Origin of the sequence: Lysinibacillus sp. LZ02 (genome assembly GCF_050613145.1) — a bacterium.
In the GTDB taxonomy this organism is placed as follows: domain Bacteria; phylum Bacillota; class Bacilli; order Bacillales_A; family Planococcaceae; genus Lysinibacillus_B.
The window spans coordinates 1405501-1423043 of record NZ_CP192507.1; the positions used below are offsets into that span (position 1 = coordinate 1405501).

Here is a 17543-nt window from a genome sequence, read left to right on the forward strand (position 1 = left end):
CGCCACAATCCTCGTCGCAAATCCGCATGCGCCTAAAAAAAGACTTAGCTCACTGACGTGAACTAAGTCCCTAGTGCAATTAGAAGTGTAAATGCTGTTCGATATAAGCTTTTACTTCTGAAATCGGCATGCAAAAGAAGTGCTCCTGCGGTTGTCGCTAGCGCCACAATCCTCGTCGCAAATCCGCATGCATGTAAAAAAAGACTTAGCTCACTGACGTGAACGAAGTCCCTAGTACAATTAGAAGTGTAAATGCTGTTCGATATAAGCTTTTACTTCTGAAATAGGCATGCGAAAGAGGTGCTCCTGCGGTTGTCGCTGACGCCACAATCCTCGTCGCAAATCCGCATGCGCCTAAAAAAAGACTTAGCTCACTGACGTGAACTAAGTCCCTAGTGCAATTAGAAGTGTAAATGCTGTTCGATATAAGCTTTTACTTCTGAAATCGGCATGCGGATTTGCTCCATAGAGTCGCGGTGGCGGACTGTTACTTGGCCGTCTTCTGCTGAGTCGAAGTCGTATGTGATACAGAATGGTGTACCGATTTCGTCTTGGCGACGGTAGCGTTTACCGATTGATTGTGACTCATCGTAATCTACTGGGAATGATTTGCGTAATTCACCCCAAACTGCTTCTGCACCTTCTGATAATTTTTTAGAAAGTGGTAATACTGCTGCTTTAAATGGTGCAAGTGCTGGGTGGAAGCGTAATACGTTACGTACATCGCCGCCTTCAAGCTCTTCTTCCTCATAAGCGTCGCATAAGAATGCTAATGTGACACGGTCCGCCCCTAAAGATGGCTCGATACAGTAAGGAACATAGCGTTCGTTTGTCACTGGGTCGATGTAGGTGAAGTCTTCACCAGAGTGCTCCATATGTTGTTTTAAATCATAATCTGTACGGTCTGCGACACCCCAAAGCTCGCCCCAACCGAATGGGAAGCGGAACTCGATGTCCGTTGTTGCGTTTGAGTAGTGTGATAACTCATCTTCTTCGTGGTCACGAAGGCGCATAGAATCTTCTTTCATACCAAGTGCAAGTAACCAGTTTTTACAGAATTCTTTCCAATAAGCATGCCACTCAAGGTCTTCCCCTGGTTTACAGAAGAATTCAAGCTCCATTTGCTCGAATTCACGTGTACGGAACGTGAAGTTACCTGGTGTAATTTCGTTACGGAATGATTTACCGATTTGTGCGATACCGAATGGTGTACGTTTACGCATTGAACGCTGCACATTTTTAAAGTTTACGAAAATACCTTGTGCTGTTTCAGGGCGTAAGTAAATTTCGTTTGATGAGCTTTCTGTTACACCTTGGTGTGTTTTGAACATTAAGTTGAACTGACGGATATCTGTCCAGTCTTTCTTGTCGCAGTCCGGACATGCTACGTCTAATTCGTCCATTTTTGCTTTCATTTGGTCAAAGCTCATACCATCGACGATAATTTCTTTACCCGTTTTCGTTAAAGAAGCATCTTCAATTAATTTATCTGCACGATGACGCGCTTTACATGCTTTACAGTCTATCATTGGGTCGTTGAAGTTCCCAACGTGACCAGATGCTACCCAAGCACGAGGGTTCATTAAAATTGCAGCATCAAGCCCTACGTTATGCTCGGATTCTTGTACGAATTTTTGCCACCAAGCTTTTTTAACATTGTTTTTTAACTCCACACCTAGTGGACCGTAATCCCAAGTGTTAGCAAGACCACCATAGATCTCAGAACCAGGGAATACAAATCCTCGTTGTTTAGCTAAGCTTACGATAGTTTCCATTGATTTTTGTGTCATGAAAAATTCCTCCTTGATTGTTGCCCGAAAAACAAAAACACTCGTCTCCGGGCGTATTATTCTGCCCGGGGACGAGTGTTTCCACCCGCGGTTCCACCCCGCTTGCTTGCATGAGAGGGACATCGCATAGAAAAATGCGCACATGCCAATCAAACAAACCTCTTTCAAAACGTTAGCTCACGGGGTGCCGTTTCATTTTTCGGTTGTAGGCTTTCACTATCCCTACTCGCTAGTCGTTTGAAAAATTACTTATTATCCCGTTCATCGCCTATTCAGTTTATACTGTACATATTGCAATAAAACGCTTGAAGTGTCAATAAAGAACATTCTAGTTTTATTCTTCGCAATCATTGGCGAAATAGTATATAATATTAGTCGAATAAGTATAACATTATTTGAGGCGGGTGAGTCCAATAGAACTCAATAAACGTCAAGACGCTATTTTACAAATCGTAAAAGAGAACGGCCCTATTACAGGTGAACAAATTGCAGAGCGCCTGAGTTTAACAAGGGCTACGTTAAGACCGGATTTAGCGATTTTAACAATGGCGGGCTTTTTAGACGCAAGACCACGTGTAGGATACTTCTATGCTGGGAAGAAAACAACAGTATCCTTAACAGAATCCATGATGAATTTGAAAGTGAAAGATTTCCAAGCTATGCCGGTTATAGTTTCTGAAAATCTAACGGTATATGATGCTATTTTACGTATGTTCTCAGAAGATGTAGGAACGTTGTTTGTAGTAGATAAAGATAAACATTTGCAAGGTGTGTTATCTCGAAAAGATTTGCTACGTACAAGCATCGGTACACAAGATTTAACGAAGATTCCTGTTCATATTATTATGACGCGTATGCCGAATATCGCATACTGCACAAAATATGATTCACTTATTTTAGCAGCTAAAAAATTGATTGATCGCGAAATCGATTCTTTGCCTGTCGTAAATGAAAAAGAGTCAGGACTTGAAATTGTAGGGCGCTTAACGAAAACGAATATTACAAAGGCGTTTATTTCGCTTGCGGAAACGCATGAGTTGTAGGAAGTGACGTATGAAAACGTTGCGTTTTTTTGTTGTGTCAGATTCAGTCGGTGAAACAGGGGAGGTCGCTGTAAAGGCAGTAATAAGCCAGTTTAGACCGACATTTGAGCATGTTGTCATACAGCGATTTCCTCATATTCAAGAAGTAGAGCATATTGAACAAATTGTAAAAATGGCCAGGAGACAAGATGCCATCATTATTTTTACGCTCGTATTACATCAGCTTCGTAGTGTAATGGTAGAAGCGAGTCAGCGAGAAGGGGTCACGGCTATTGATTTACTTGGGCCCATGCTTGATGCGGTAGAGAAAAAAATAAATACAAAACCACTAGGAAAACCCGGTATCGTCCATCAGCTAGATGATTACTATTTTAAAAAAATTGAAGCCATCGAGTTTGCAGTAAAATACGACGATGGTCGCGATCCGCGGGGGATTTTATTAGCTGACATTGTGTTGATTGGTGTTTCACGTACATCGAAGACGCCCTTATCGCAATATTTAGCCCACAAACGCTATAAAGTGGCAAATGTGCCGTTAGTGCCTGAAGTGGAGCCGCCGGTAGAATTATTTCATGTTGACCCGAAAAAGTGTTTTGGTTTAGTTATTTCACCAGGACAACTAAACAATATACGGAAAGAGCGGTTAATTGCCCTTGGTTTAATGGAGGGTGCTGTTTATGCACAGCATTCTCGGATTGAAGAGGAGATTCACCACTTCTATCGAATAGCTGAAAAAGTAGGCTGTGAAGTAATTGATGTAACAAATAAAGCAGTTGAAGAAACAGCGAACTGTATTGTTGAAAAAATTGAACAGGGAAAAATCATATAATTATTATGCAAAATCTAAACCACCTCGACTCTAGGAGGAGGTTTTTTTAACGTGCTATAGTAAAAAAGTATGGAATTATTTTGGAATTTGTTTTATAATAATAAAATTGTGGTAAAAATATTCGCAAAGAGACAAAAACATGAAGAATATTAAAATTTTTTGTCGAAATTTAGAGGGATTTTTCGTTTTATCTCGAATTGTGTTTAAGGACAAAAAAGAATGGTGATGACATGACTGGGAAAATACCTGAACATTTAATTGAGCAGATTCGTTCGCAGTCTGATATAGTCGACGTCATTAGTGACTATATGCAGTTAACAAGAAGAGGGCGTAACTGGTTCGGATTATGCCCGTTTCATGGCGAACAAACACCCTCTTTTTCAGTATCTCAAGATAAGCAAATTTTCCACTGCTTTGGTTGTGGCGCCGGTGGCAATGCCATTACATTTGTCATGGATATTGAAAATGTTTCATTTCCTGATGCGGTAGTAAAGCTTGCAGAGCGTGTCGGCGTTCAAGTTGATGTGCAACCACAGAGTGGAGAAGTGGTAAAAGGGCTCTCACCAGCAGAACAAAAAATGCGTGAGGCGCATGAGTTTGCGATAGAGTTTTACCATCACTTGCTTATTAACACGGAAGAGGGCGAGCCGGCACTAAATTATTTACTAGAGCGTGGTTTTACACGCGAGCTCATTGATACACATAAAATTGGTTGGGCTCTGCCTCAATGGGATGCACTAACGACGCTACTGGAACGTAAAGGTTTTACGTTAGAGGATATGGCAACAGGTGGCTTAATTATTCATAAAGAAAACGATAATCGATATTTTGATCGTTTTCGAGGTCGAATTATGTTTCCAATTCGCGATGAAAACGGAAAGGGAATTGCGTTTTCAGGGCGAATTTTAAATAGTGAGGCAGAAGAAGCGAAATATTTAAACAGTCCAGAGTCACCAATATTTCATAAAAGTCAAGTGCTTTACAATTTAGATAGAGCACGTGCATCGATTCGCAAAACACGCAAAATTATCCTCATGGAAGGGTTTATGGATGTGTTGGCTGCGAACCGTGCTGGTGTGTACAATGCAGTCGCTACGATGGGAACGTCGCTGACACCACAGCATGTCCAAAAGCTTAAGCGCTTAGCGGAGCAAATTACGATTTGCTATGACGGGGACAATGCTGGTGTTGAAGGGGCGAAACGTGCTGCTGAAATATTGCATGCTGAAAAGATAAAAGTCGAAGTTGCAATATTGCCTGATAAAATGGACCCGGATGATTATATTAATCAGTACGGGGCAGAAAGTTTTACAAATCAAATATTAGAAAAGCCGTATGCGTATATTGCATTTATGATGATGCATGCAAGACGGGGGAAAAATTTCCAATTTGAAAATGATACGTTCCAATACATTCATGAAGTACTCGAGCATTTAGTCGGTAAAACGTCACCGATTGAGCGTGATTTATACATTAATCAGCTTGCGAAAGAGACGAATATTACGAAACAAGCAATTGAAGCCGAGTACCGCAAGTTTGAAGCGGAACAAGTGAAACATCATAAGCAAGCTCAAAAGAAAATAGAGCTTATTGAGCAACAATCGGTGACGCCTAACAAGCCATTAACTGCTACAGAACGTGCCGAGCGATTATTACTTTCACATATGTTGCATAATGTTTATGTTGTTGACAAACTCTTAAAGAGTGAAGACCCAAATCCGTTCATTCGGGATGATTATAAAACGGTTTTTGTGAAATTAATCGGTTTTTACGAGGAGTATGCATCACCTGATTACCATCGCTTTGTAGAATTGTTAGATGATGCTAATCTTCGGAAAATTGTTATGGAAGCTGCATTAGTTGAGCGAGACCCCGATCATAGTGAACAGGAAATGGCAGATTGTTTAAAGCATATAAAGAAACATCGTATTCAATTGGAAATAGATCAGTTAATTCATGAAAGTAAAGAAGCGGAGAAAATGTTTGATTACCTACGAGCTCGTGATTTAGTTACTAAACAAATTGAGTTAAAGCGGCAACTATCGAGCATGTAATCCGATTCGGTTTGCATAGAAGGAGGAAGGTTTATGGCGGACAAGTCAGAACGTTCGAAAGAAACAGGAAATGAACTTACTTTAGATGGGGTGAAGGCGCTTCTGAAAGCAAAGGCAAAACAAGAAGGTGAAATTTCTATGAAAGAAATTTCGGATAAGCTTGCAGCATTTGATTTAGATTCAGAAGAAATTTTTAATTTCGCAGATGAAATTGAAAAAAATGATGTGCAAGTTGAAGGTAAGGAAGAGTTTGAAGAAGAAGCATTGTCAAAGCAGGAAGCAAGCGAAGAAGCATTTGATTTAAATGATTTAAGTGTTCCTCCTGGTGTAAAAATTAACGACCCAGTTCGCATGTATTTAAAAGAAATTGGCCGTGTTGATTTACTTTCCGCCGAAGAAGAAATTCGCTTAGCAGAGCGTATCGAGCAAGGTGATGAAGAAGCGCGAAAACGTTTAGCTGAAGCAAACTTACGTCTAGTAGTATCCATTGCAAAACGCTATGTTGGCCGCGGTATGCTTTTCTTAGACCTGATTCAAGAAGGAAACATGGGGTTAATTAAAGCGGTTGAAAAGTTTGACCACCGAAAAGGATTTAAATTTTCAACGTATGCAACATGGTGGATTCGCCAGGCGATTACGCGTGCGATTGCTGACCAAGCACGTACGATTCGTATTCCAGTGCATATGGTTGAAACAATCAATAAATTAATCCGTGTTCAACGCCAGTTATTGCAAGATTTAGGACGTGAACCGTCTCCGGAAGAAATCGGTGAGGAAATGGACCTAACACCTGAAAAGGTACGTGAGATTTTAAAAATCGCACAAGAGCCTGTTTCTTTAGAAACACCGATTGGGGAAGAAGATGATTCGCATTTAGGGGACTTCATTGAAGATTCTGAAGCACAATCACCTTCAGACCATGCAGCATATGAATTGTTAAAAGAACAGCTAGAAGATGTGTTAGATACGTTAACAGATCGTGAAGAGAACGTGCTTCGTCTGCGATTTGGATTAGATGACGGCCGTACACGCACGCTTGAAGAAGTAGGGAAAGTGTTTGGTGTAACACGTGAACGTATTCGCCAAATTGAGGCAAAAGCATTGCGTAAATTACGTCATCCATCACGTTCCAAACGCTTAAAAGACTTTTTAGAATAATGATGTCATTTTAATATGTACAAGAGTGTAGAGAACGTCGATCATTCGACTACAATCTACACTCTTTTTATTTAGTAAAAGAGTAGAGCATTATACATGCTGTAATTCGCTTATTTATGTATTTAGTCATATAAAAAAAACTGAATTTTTATGTTGATGTTACTTTTTGTGGATTTCGAATGACTATAGTATCCGTTAGAATAGTTTTATAAATTATATAAATTTTGGAGATGCATGCATGGCAAATCAACGCAAACAAATTATTATTAATGAAATTACATTTTGGCGAAAAAATAAGTTATTACCAGAACACTATTGCGATTTTTTAATGACGCTTTATACAGGTGGCAATCATGAAAGTGAAGAACTTGTCGGAAAGGCAAAGCAGTCTGTGAAAGGTAAGGAAAAGCAAAAGCGTCAATGGATGCTTGTTCTATTTCCATTACTAGCAATTATATTATTTGCATTATTATTCACAATTGATACGGTATGGTTCGCCGCTATTCCAGCCACAATACTTGCTATAGGTACGCTATTTGCAGCATTTTATTATGCCAAAAAGAATGAACTGTTAACACCCGTTCTTTATATTAGTGGAGCACTTATACTATTAGGCCTTACAGTTAAATTGTGCTTAACGTATTTACCTAAAAATGATTTAGCTATTTATAGTGTACTGATGGGAAATAGCTTATTTTGGTTTTTGTCGGGATTAAAAATGAAGTTAATTTATTTTACTATATCGGGTTTACTAGGAATGGTGGCGATCATCATTTATAGTGCAATGAATATGTAGAATTTAACTGTATAAATTTTCTTTATTTTAGAAATTAGTAGGAACACATACCCACAGTGAAGCGTTAGCAAGTGAAGGGATTGAAGTCATGCTCTCAAACTCGACCTGCTATATAGCGCAGGTATGTCTTTGTCTATTAGAGATGTCAGTTATTGACGTATAAATGTCAAAATTGTTACAAACAAAAGAAAAGTTCCCTTTTAGGGCTTTTCGTTTCTCCGTTAATGAAGTACAATAATGATTGTTGAAATGATTCTATATTTATAGAAGCAGTTTTTAAATGAGGGAGGGTATATACGCTATGAAAAACAATCCACTTATTCCTTACGTCCTAATTATGGCATTCGGTATCGGACTTATTTTCTTCATGTCATTACAAGGCGCTGGAAACAAAGATGAAGCACACGAAGGTGAAAGCGGTGAAGCTACTGCAGAAATCGATGGCGCAGCATTAGTACAATCTTCTTGTATCGGCTGTCACGGTGGTGACTTAGGCGGCGGTATGGGACCAGCTTTAACTGGTGGTCTAGATGCTGAGCACGTGAAAACTGTAGTAATGAACGGTCAAGGTACAATGCCTGCTGTTATTACAAACGAAGCTGAAGCGCAAGCAGTTGCTGACTATATTGCTGGTTTAGAGTAAGCATCAAACAATCAAAAGTGTAGATAAGCGCATTTTTCGCAAATATCTACACTTTTTTCATTGTCTATCATAAATCCTTAGTTGTAAGGCGACTAAGGGTTTATTTTTTTATATAATAAATGTTGGAATTGGAATTTAGTAAAGTGAGGGTAAACTATGAATGCACAAAAGCTTTCAAAACGTCTAGAAATGGTTGCGTCGTTCGTGCCAACGGGAGCGGTATTAGCAGATATCGGAAGTGATCACGCTTACTTACCTTGTAATTTAGTACATAAAGGTATTGTAAGCCGCGCGATTGCAGGAGAGGTTGTCAAGGGACCGCATGAATCAGCCGTGCGACAAGTTCGAACAGAAGGGCTATCGGAAGCAATTACGGTACGTTTAGCGGATGGGCTAGCAGCGGTCCATCCCGAAGATCAAGTGGATACGGTGACAATTGCTGGAATGGGTGGTCCATTAATCGTATCCATTTTAGAGAACAATCCAGAAAGCTTGCAAAGTGTGACACGTCTCATTTTACAACCGAACATTCATGCAAAGGCGATTCGTGAATGGGCCATTCGAAGCGGGTGGGCTATTCTTGATGAAGCGATTTTAGAGGAAGATGATAAAATCTACGAAATTCTAGTGCTGCAGCGTGGACAGGAAAGTTATACGGAGGCAGAAATTTTACTTGGTAAAAAGCTAATGGCAGAAAAATCTCCTGTATTTATGCAAAAATGGACACGCGAAATGGCGAATTGGGCGCGTGTATTACAATCGATTGAAAAAGCTGAAGCGACGTCAGAAATTGAAAATAAACGTGCGGAATTGCATCATTTAATTGAACTTGTACAGGAGGCACTTACATGAAAACTGCAAATGGAAATGAAATCATTCAGTTATTTGAAAGTTGGGCGCCAAAGAAATACGCATGTATGCCAAACGATCCGATTGGATTAGCGATTGGTACATTGAATAAATCCGTAAGTAAAGTATTGGTGACACTTGATGTGACAGATGCAGTGGTGGATGAAGCAATTGCAAACGAATGTGAATTAATCATTGCACACCATCCGCCGATTTTCTTTAAGTTAAGTCATCTACGAACAGATAACCCTCAAGGAAAGCTCTTTGAAAAATGTTTAAAACATGATATAGCCGTTTATGCAGCACATACAAACTTAGATGTTGCACCAGGTGGGGTAAATGATTTATTAGCCGATGCACTTGGGTTAGAAAATCGTCAAATTTTAGAGCACACATATAGTGAACAGCTTATGAAGTTAGCTATATTTACACCAAAAACGCATGTAGACGAGATGCGTACAGCACTCGCAAAAGCTGGAGCAGGACAAATTGGTTTGTATGATGCTTGTAGCTTTACATCAAGCGGTGAAGGACGCTTCCGTGCTTTGGAAGGAGCAAATCCTTTTTTAGGCCAAGTTGGTGAAATGGAAGTAGCAGATGAAGAGAAGATTGAGGTTGTTTTTTCTACAAGCGTCAAAAACAAAGTATTAAAAGCGATGTTAAATACACATCCGTACGAGGAGCCAGCTTATGATGTGTGGACACTGGATTTGCAAGCGAATGAGCAAGGACTAGGGCGCATTGGTAGCTTGGCAAAACCTATGACACTAAAACAGTTTGCTGAGCATGTGAAAGTACAATTAGATGTGCCCGCACTACGTGTTGTAGGAGAGCTTGATAGCATGGTCCGCAAAGTAGCTGTTGTCGGTGGCGATGGCAATAAATATATCCGTACAGCCAAATTTGCAGGAGCGGATGCATTTGTCACAGGGGACATTGGCTTCCACATGGCGCAAGATGCAGAAATAAACGGACTAAATATTGTAGATCCCGGACATCACGTTGAAAAAGTAATGATAAAAGGGGTAGCTGAGAAAATGAGCGCGATGTGTGCAGACAAAAAGTTACATGTTGAATTTATTCAGTCTACAATTCATACAGAACCATTTCAATTTATTTAAGGGGCATGAATGATGGATGAAAAACAAGTCATAAATAACGGCAAGATTTGGATGATTATTGGCATTGCTATTGCTGTCATCGGATTATTATTTACGATTGCCATGAGTGTAGTGAGCAATCAAAATATTAACCGTTTAACAGAGCAATGTGAAAAAAGTGGCGGTCAAGCCGAAGTAACAGAGCATGGTTTTATTGTAACAACAAGTTATGAATTTACATGTGTTAAATAATGAAGCGTACGGGAAATCCATTTGATTTCCCGTACTTTTATTGTGCTGATAAATCAGAATATTCTAACCTGTTTTGCGAATATTGACATAGAACAGTTTGAATGCTATTCTTTATCACGTTAACGATTTAGTAGAGTAAACGTTCGAAGAATTTTCTGTCTATTAAACTACATAGGGATTGAGAGGGATTTAGGGTGAAACGTTTTTTACAATTTAGTCTTATGCTTGTGGCGCTTGTGGCTGTTTTAGCTGCATGTAGCTCTGACGATAAAGGGACAAGCACAGGTACAACAGACAAAGAGTCAACTGAAAAAGAAACTGTAATCATCGGAATCGACGATAAATTTGCACCAATGGGCTTCCGTGATGAGAAAAATGAAATTGTTGGTTTTGATATTGATTTAGCACGCGCTGCTGCTGAAAAAATGGGTATGGAAGCAAAGTTCCAACCAATTGATTGGAAAACAAAAGAAGTAGAATTAAATAGTGGTCGTATCGATCTGATTTGGAATGGTTACACAATTACAGATGAGCGTAAAGAGAAAGTGTTATTTACAAAACCTTATTTAGCAAACGCACAAGTAGCTATTACATTAGCCGATTCAGAATTACATGCTTTATCTGATTTAGAAGGTAAAAAAGTAGGGATTCAATCATTATCATCAGCACTAGATGCATTAAATGCGAACCCGATTAGTGAAAAAGTGGATAGTGTAACAGAATTCGGGGATAATGTATTAGCGTTAACGGACTTAAAAACAGGTCGTGTAGACGTTGTTATTATCGATGAAGTTGTAGCAGAGTACTATATGACATTAGAAGAAGGTACATTCAAAATTCTTGATGAATCGCTGGCACCAGAAGAATACGGTGTAGGTGTGAAAAAAGGCAATGAGGATTTATTAGAAAAACTACAAGCGGCTTTAGATGAAATGAACGAAGATGGTACTGCTGCTGACATTTCAACTAAGTGGTTTGGAGAAGACAAAGTATTAAAATAATTTGAGAATAATGTATCGATAAGAGTTTCCCTGTGAAACTCTTATCTTTTTGGGAGGACATTTCATGGCGGATTATTGGAGTTCCATCGTTTTACCGATGTTAGATGGGGCTAAAATGACGGTCTTACTATTTATCATTGCGATTATCGCGTCAATTCCACTCGGCTTTTTATTAACACTGGCTGTAAAAAGCAGCTTTAAGCCAATTGCTTGGTTTGCACAAACGTATATTTACGTCATGCGTGGAACGCCGCTATTGCTACAATTATTATTAATTTGTTTCGGTTTACCGATGATTCCGGGAATCGGAGAATATTTAGTATTAGATCGTTTTGTTGCAGCGTGTTTAGGGTTTATTTTAAATTACGCCGCATATTTTGCTGAAATTTTCCGTGGCGGTTTACTGGCGATTGATAAAGGGCAATATGAGGCCGCTCAAGTACTTGGTTTATCAAAATGGCAAACGACAACGCGCATTGTTTTACCGCAAATGTTCCGTGTTGCATTGCCAGCTGTTTCGAACGAATCGGTTACATTAATTAAGGATACGGCGTTACTTTACGCTGTAGCCGTACCAGAGTTATTACACTTTGCTCAAACAGCAGTGAATCGAGATCTTACTATTGTGCCGTACTTTGTGGCAGGGGCAATTTATTTACTTATGACGCTCGTATTAACAGTATTCTTTAAGTGGCTTGAACGTCGCTTTAAGTTTGAATAGAGGTGGAAACGATGGCATTAATCGAAATTACAGATTTAAAAAAATCGTACGGTACACTCGATGTACTAAAGCGTATTTCATTTGAGATTGAAAAAAATGATGTGATTGCCGTCATCGGTCCATCAGGCTCTGGGAAAAGTACGATGTTACGTAGCTTAATTCATCTAGAGGATATCGATGGGGGAAGCATTCGCATCGATGGCGAGTATTTAGCTAAAGATGGCGTGTATCCAAAATTGGAAGAGATCAAGTCGATTACAGGGAAAATGGGTATGGTGTTCCAACATTTTAATCTATTCCCGCACTTAACGGTGAAGCAAAACCTTGAAATTGCACCGAAAATGTTAAAGATAGAATCTGCTCAAGTGATAGAAGCACGTTGTCAAGACTTATTACAAAAAGTAGGTTTAGCAGATAAGGCGGATGTATTTCCAAGTCGTTTATCTGGTGGACAAAAGCAGCGTGTAGCGATTGCACGTGCGCTAATGTTAAACCCACAAATTTTATTATTTGACGAGCCAACATCTGCGCTTGATCCAGAGTTAACGGGTGAAGTGCTAAAGGTAATGAAGGATTTAGCGCAGGAACATATGACGATGATTGTCGTAACGCATGAAATGGGCTTTGCAAAAGAAGTGGCGAATAAAGTGATCTTTATGGACCAAGGTGAAGTCATTGAGGCAAATCATCCGGATGAGTTTTTTACAAATCCACAAAATGAACGTACAAAAGCGTTCTTAATGAAAAATTTGAAGTAATTTATAAGTAGAAGGGGATGTATGAAAAGTGAATGCCACTTTTCATACATCCCCTATTTTTAAAGAGTAAAAAAGTATAAACTTTTTCAAAATGAAAGAGTGTCTAGCGTAAGCGCTCAGCCCCTCGTGACGTTTCGAAAATTTCTTCGTGTGCAATGAGCCTATCTCCAACGCATGTCGGGGCTAGAGAGGGCGCTTGTGCTTTTCTTAGTAAGGCATAATTTTTTCTACTGGTTTTGGCTCTTTGATTTTTGGTAAAATTTTGTTCAGTGTGACGGTACGAACAATTTCATGTGTAGCTGGATCATTTTTATCGAATTTTTCTAAGAAGTTAATGACTTCTTTGACGATTGGTGTCGGTGTTGAAGCACCAGCTGTCACGGCTACCTTTTCAATATTCATTAACCATTCGATTTTTAGTTCTGAAATATCCCCGATACGATAAGAAGGGGTACCAGCGATTTCTACAGAAACTTGCGTTAAACGGTTTGAGTTGTTTGATTTTGGGTCACCTACAACGATTAACAACTCAGCAACGCCAGCTTGTTCGGCCACAGCTTCCTGGCGTACTTGTGTAGCTAAACAAATTTCTTTGTGTACTTCTACATGTGGGAATTTTTCTTTAATGCTATCCATTAAAAAGGCAACGTCCCATTGACTCATTGTCGTTTGGTTTGTGACTAAAATATTCGGGTTCGTAAGTGTTAATGTATCAATATCTTTCATCGATTGGACAAGGTGAACATGGTCTGGTGCAACGCCGATTGCGCCTTCAGGTTCCGGATGTCCTTTTTTTCCGATATAGATAATATCATAGCCTTGTGCTGACTTTTCGCGAATTAAATCATGTGTGACCGTTACGTCTGGGCATGTCGCATCGATTGATACTAGACCTTTACGTTTGGCGATTTCGCGAATTTCTGGTGATACACCGTGCGCAGTAAAAATAACTGTTCCTTGTTCTACTTGTTCAATAATATCTTTGCGGTTATCTCCATCAAGTGTAATAATGCCTTCTTCCTCAAATGCATCTGTTACATGTTTATTATGAACAATCATACCTAAAATATAGATTGGTCGAGGTAATGTCTTATCTAGCGCGGCATTACGGGCGATCACCATTGCATCAACAACCCCATAGCAATATCCACGCGGATTAATTTTAATAACTTCCATGCTTCAAACTCCTTTCAAGCTCGTCCTTTTATTATAACGGAGCATAGAAATTAATACAAAGGAACGTTTCGGAGAATTAGAAGGTGGAAACGACAATCGATAAGTGAAAGGAGGCCTCATATGGAGACCTCCTTTGCTTAGTAGTGAAGCAGTATGCGTATATAGGAAAGGGCCTAGCTCCCTCTTTCTAAGGTTGATAAATTTTAGGAAGCGATGGTTTTGTCGTATAATCAGTGGAACGTTTTGGTTTTTGTGATGATTCAACAAACCCTTCTGATTTAGGGGGGCTTGCTGATCCTGTCGATTGTTGCATGTCGGGCATATTTTGGAACCCTTTATAAAGCTTCATTAGAGCTGGTAAGTTTTTAAACATGGGCATTGCTTGTTGTACATAGGGAGCATATGTTTGAGCAGTTTTCATTAATTGACCTGTCGATTGTAAAAATTGCTCTATGCGAGAAGGCACAGCTCCAGCTCCAGCTACTGCAGCAGCGGCAGCAGCTGCTGCGGGTGCTCCAGGTGCTCCTAGAGGTACAGGAGGTACTGGGGGTCTTGGTAATCCAGCACCGCCGCCAGGCATTCCAAAGAATCCGGGTGTTCTAATAGGCATCTGTGGGGGATACATTGGCATTTGATACGGTATATTTCGATAAAACGGATTCGGATACATACTTTTCTCCTTTCAGTCACATTATTAATTGACGCAGTGCTTGATTAAAGCTATCATATGCAAATGATTGCCTCAACGTTCAGTAAATCCAAATACACAAACTAATAGACTTCTACATTGAATAGGTTGCTGTACAATTTTTATCTATTTAAAATGGATTTTTTAAGGTGGGGTATTCTGCTATATTCTATGCTCTAATTCATCGTAAAGTGCTTCCTATTCGTCCATTTGCTCATGGAATTTAGAAGTAAATTATTAGCTTTAAGTTTCTTGCTGCTTTTCTCCTTTCTTCCTAAGTTGCTTCGAGTTTTGTATGTAGTATGTTAATGTCATGTCTTCTATGTACTTCATTGATGGAGCTTTAAAATATCTCACTATCTCCCCCTTTTTAAACTGTTGCGTTATGGAACAGTCTTAACAATGAGAGATTGCCTCATCTGTGTATGTTTTTCTCTTGTCGTTTAGTAAAATGAAATTTACACAACGCATTTAAAAAGTCCAGCAATGGTCACTATCCTCTTATGCATTGAGATGGTGATCACGAAAAAACCAGTATACTAAGGGATTAAAAGTGTGATGATGTAGCTTTCGATGTTAGATAGAATGAATGAAATCACTGCTATTTGTGAGGATATTTTAGTTTGTTAATTTCTTTTGTTAAAAAATGAACTTGCTTTTCTAATTCTGTAAGTTTATCTAAGCTAACATTACTGTTCTGATTTTGGGTTTCTAACTCTTCTAATGCGATAACAGCTGCCATTGTAAGTATGGCATCACCTAGTGTGGTAATGATACCGCCGATTACGGCTAATTTAGCTGAAGTATTCTCGTTACTTTGCAGAATCTCTTTATAGTCCTGGTGAACTTTTTTGTTATTATTTTTTGACAAATGATGAACCCTCCTTATGTCTATAGTTATTACAGCATATGTCGCTGAGATCATAGAGGTTGGGCTTGAGTTGAGTAAGGGTAAGGAAACAATATTTCGTTACGTTCCTGCAAGATGTTTATACTGTATACGTGTAAGCGTAAAGAAAAGGATTGCTTTTACATAAGAAGAACATGGAGAAGTATATGTTTTTGCCATAGCTACAGGTGCGGGCTGTGGCGAAGCACAGACACGGAGGTTACATCTATATTTCCGTCTGACTAGCGTGTTAAAATCGCTACAAAATTCAAAATATAATGATTGAACACGCATTTGTTGCATTCCCAATGAATTTTAGAGTAAATTAAGTAAGTTAATAAGCGTAAACAAGTAAAATACTTGTGTAAACCGAACGTTTAGTCAACTAAATGTACATTTCGTGGTACAATAGGAGACGATAGAGGAGTGAAAAGATGTCAAAATATACAGATTATCAATTGAAGCCTTTTTTGCAGGACGCGATTGCAGAGTTAGGCTTTAAAGAACCGACACCCATTCAAAAAGAAATGATTCCATTAATTTTAAAAGGGAAAAGTGCAATTGGACAGGCGCATACTGGTACAGGTAAAACGCATAGTTTCTTGCTACCAATCGTAGAGCGTATTGATGAAGAGCGACAAGAAGTGCAGGCAGTCATTACATCACCAACACGTGAGCTTGCACAGCAAATTTTTGATGCACTACAACAGTTAATTGAGAAAACAAATATTCAAGCGAAATTATTTATCGGCGGTACAGATAAGCAACGTTCAATCGATAAATTAAAAACACAGCCGCAAATCGTTGTAGGGACACCAGGACGTATTAAAGATTTAGTAAAAGAAGGGGCGCTGCTTGTCCATACAGCTCCGATTTTAGTTGTTGATGAAGCAGACCTTGCGTTTGATATGGGCTTTATTGAAGAGATTGATGGTTTTGCGAGTCATATGCCAGAAAAACTTGAAATGTATGTATTTTCAGCAACGATTCCTGAAAAGTTACAGCCATTTTTAAAGAAGTATATGGATTCACCTATTCATATTCATATGAATGATAAACGTCCAGTTGCTGAAAACATTGACTTTTATCTTGTGCCGGTCCGTTCAAAGTCACGTAATTCACGTTTACTTGATGTCATCAAAGGTATTAATCCATTTTTAGCGGTTATTTTCTGTAATACACGAAAAACAGCTGAACATGTGGCGAATTACTTAGCGGAACAAGGCAATCGTGCCGGGCAAATTCATGGCGATTTAACACCACGTGATCGCAAAAAAATGATGAAGCAAATTCGTGATTTAGAATTTCAATATATTGTAGCGACAGACCTTGCTGCGCGTGGTATCGATATTCAAGGTATTTCGCATGTTATTAACTATGAAATCCCAGAAGATCTTGAATTCTTCATCCACCGTGTTGGTCGTACCGCACGTGCAGGTAACAAAGGAACAGCGATTACGCTATACACACCGGAAGACGAGGATGCATTAGCACGTGTTGAGAAGATGGGGATTCCGTTCGAGCAAAAAGATGTGAAAAACGGTGAATGGACAGATTTAAAAGATCGCCATCAACGTAAAAATCGCGTCAAGCAGGAAAATGAAATTGATGTGAAAGCAAAAGCGCTTGTACGTAAGCCAAAGAAAGTAAAGCCAGGCTATAAGCGTGCGATGAAGTGGGAAATGGATAAAATTAAAAAGCGTGAACGTCGCTTAAAAAATCGTGGTAAAAAATAAATTTACTAGTAAAAAGCATAAAAATTTAGAGAAGTCAGCGTGAACAACGCGACTTCTCTT

Annotated in this window: 17 protein-coding genes; 13 read left to right on the forward strand and 4 right to left on the reverse strand. The window is 39.2% G+C overall.

The annotated features are described in order from the left end of the window. Positions 1-401: 401 nt before the first annotated feature. A complete protein-coding gene (locus ACQQ2I_RS06570; RefSeq protein WP_431029760.1) occupies positions 402-1790 on the reverse strand; it encodes a glycine--tRNA ligase in 1389 nt (462 codons plus the stop codon). Positions 1791-2194: 404 nt separating this feature from the next. On the opposite strand from ACQQ2I_RS06570, the gene ACQQ2I_RS06575 reads away from it, so the two are divergent. The 12 genes from ACQQ2I_RS06575 to ACQQ2I_RS06630 all read left to right on the forward strand — a co-directional run bounded on the left by ACQQ2I_RS06575 (position 2195) and on the right by ACQQ2I_RS06630 (position 12994). After that, positions 2195-2833, forward strand: coding sequence for a helix-turn-helix transcriptional regulator (locus ACQQ2I_RS06575; protein WP_431029761.1), 639 nt, complete (start codon positions 2195-2197; stop codon positions 2831-2833). A 10-nt stretch (positions 2834-2843) separates the two neighbouring features. After that, positions 2844-3662, forward strand: a complete 819-nt coding sequence (locus ACQQ2I_RS06580) for a pyruvate, water dikinase regulatory protein (protein WP_431029762.1) — start codon at positions 2844-2846, stop codon at positions 3660-3662. A gap of 230 nt (positions 3663-3892) precedes the next feature. After that, the gene (dnaG, locus tag ACQQ2I_RS06585; protein ID WP_431029763.1) at positions 3893-5716 is read left to right on the forward strand and encodes a DNA primase; all 1824 of its coding nucleotides are present in this window, start codon (positions 3893-3895) and stop codon (positions 5714-5716) included. Positions 5717-5749: 33 nt separating this feature from the next. Next, positions 5750-6874 carry an RNA polymerase sigma factor RpoD gene (rpoD, locus tag ACQQ2I_RS06590; RefSeq protein WP_431029764.1) on the forward strand — a complete coding sequence of 375 codons (1125 nt, stop codon included), beginning with the start codon at positions 5750-5752 and terminating at the stop codon, positions 6872-6874. Between the two features lie 238 nt (positions 6875-7112). Beyond that, positions 7113-7670: a hypothetical protein gene (locus ACQQ2I_RS06595; protein ID WP_431029765.1), complete on the forward strand. Its 558-nt coding sequence runs from the start codon at positions 7113-7115 to the stop codon at positions 7668-7670. A 301-nt stretch (positions 7671-7971) separates the two neighbouring features. After that, positions 7972-8313: a cytochrome c550 gene (cccA, locus tag ACQQ2I_RS06600; protein ID WP_431029766.1), complete on the forward strand. Its 342-nt coding sequence runs from the start codon at positions 7972-7974 to the stop codon at positions 8311-8313. Positions 8314-8469: 156 nt separating this feature from the next. Next, positions 8470-9165: a tRNA (adenine(22)-N(1))-methyltransferase gene (locus tag ACQQ2I_RS06605; RefSeq protein WP_431029767.1), complete on the forward strand. Its 696-nt coding sequence runs from the start codon at positions 8470-8472 to the stop codon at positions 9163-9165. After that, positions 9162-10283, forward strand: a complete 1122-nt coding sequence (locus tag ACQQ2I_RS06610; RefSeq protein WP_431029768.1) for a Nif3-like dinuclear metal center hexameric protein — start codon at positions 9162-9164, stop codon at positions 10281-10283. Before ACQQ2I_RS06605 ends, ACQQ2I_RS06610 begins: the two co-directional genes overlap by 4 nt. Positions 10284-10292: 9 nt before the next feature. Beyond that, positions 10293-10514, forward strand: a complete 222-nt coding sequence (locus ACQQ2I_RS06615) for a hypothetical protein (RefSeq protein ID WP_431029769.1) — start codon at positions 10293-10295, stop codon at positions 10512-10514. A gap of 221 nt (positions 10515-10735) precedes the next feature. Further along, positions 10736-11515: an amino acid ABC transporter substrate-binding protein gene (locus ACQQ2I_RS06620; RefSeq protein ID WP_431030463.1), complete on the forward strand. Its 780-nt coding sequence runs from the start codon at positions 10736-10738 to the stop codon at positions 11513-11515. A 64-nt stretch (positions 11516-11579) separates the two neighbouring features. After that, positions 11580-12236, forward strand: a complete 657-nt coding sequence (locus ACQQ2I_RS06625; protein ID WP_431029770.1) for an amino acid ABC transporter permease — start codon at positions 11580-11582, stop codon at positions 12234-12236. A gap of 11 nt (positions 12237-12247) precedes the next feature. Next, positions 12248-12994 (forward strand): amino acid ABC transporter ATP-binding protein, encoded by a 747-nt coding sequence (locus ACQQ2I_RS06630; RefSeq protein ID WP_431029771.1) that lies wholly within the window; start codon positions 12248-12250, stop codon positions 12992-12994. Positions 12995-13201: 207 nt separating this feature from the next. Here ACQQ2I_RS06630 and ACQQ2I_RS06635 read toward each other — a convergent pair whose 3' ends face one another. The 3 genes from ACQQ2I_RS06635 to ACQQ2I_RS06645 form a co-directional block, all read right to left on the reverse strand. After that, positions 13202-14170 (reverse strand): 4-hydroxy-3-methylbut-2-enyl diphosphate reductase, encoded by a 969-nt coding sequence (locus tag ACQQ2I_RS06635; protein ID WP_431029772.1) that lies wholly within the window; start codon positions 14168-14170, stop codon positions 13202-13204. A gap of 187 nt (positions 14171-14357) precedes the next feature. Further along, positions 14358-14840, reverse strand: a complete 483-nt coding sequence (gene vrrA, locus ACQQ2I_RS06640) for a VrrA/YqfQ family protein (protein ID WP_431029773.1) — start codon at positions 14838-14840, stop codon at positions 14358-14360. A 619-nt stretch (positions 14841-15459) separates the two neighbouring features. Next, a complete protein-coding gene (locus ACQQ2I_RS06645; protein WP_431029774.1) occupies positions 15460-15729 on the reverse strand; it encodes a hypothetical protein in 270 nt (89 codons plus the stop codon). Between the two features lie 452 nt (positions 15730-16181). On the opposite strand from ACQQ2I_RS06645, the gene ACQQ2I_RS06650 reads away from it, so the two are divergent. Further along, entirely contained in the window at positions 16182-17483 is a 1302-nt protein-coding gene (locus ACQQ2I_RS06650) for a DEAD/DEAH box helicase (RefSeq protein WP_431029775.1), read from the forward strand. The last annotated feature ends 60 nt before the right edge of the window (positions 17484-17543 follow it).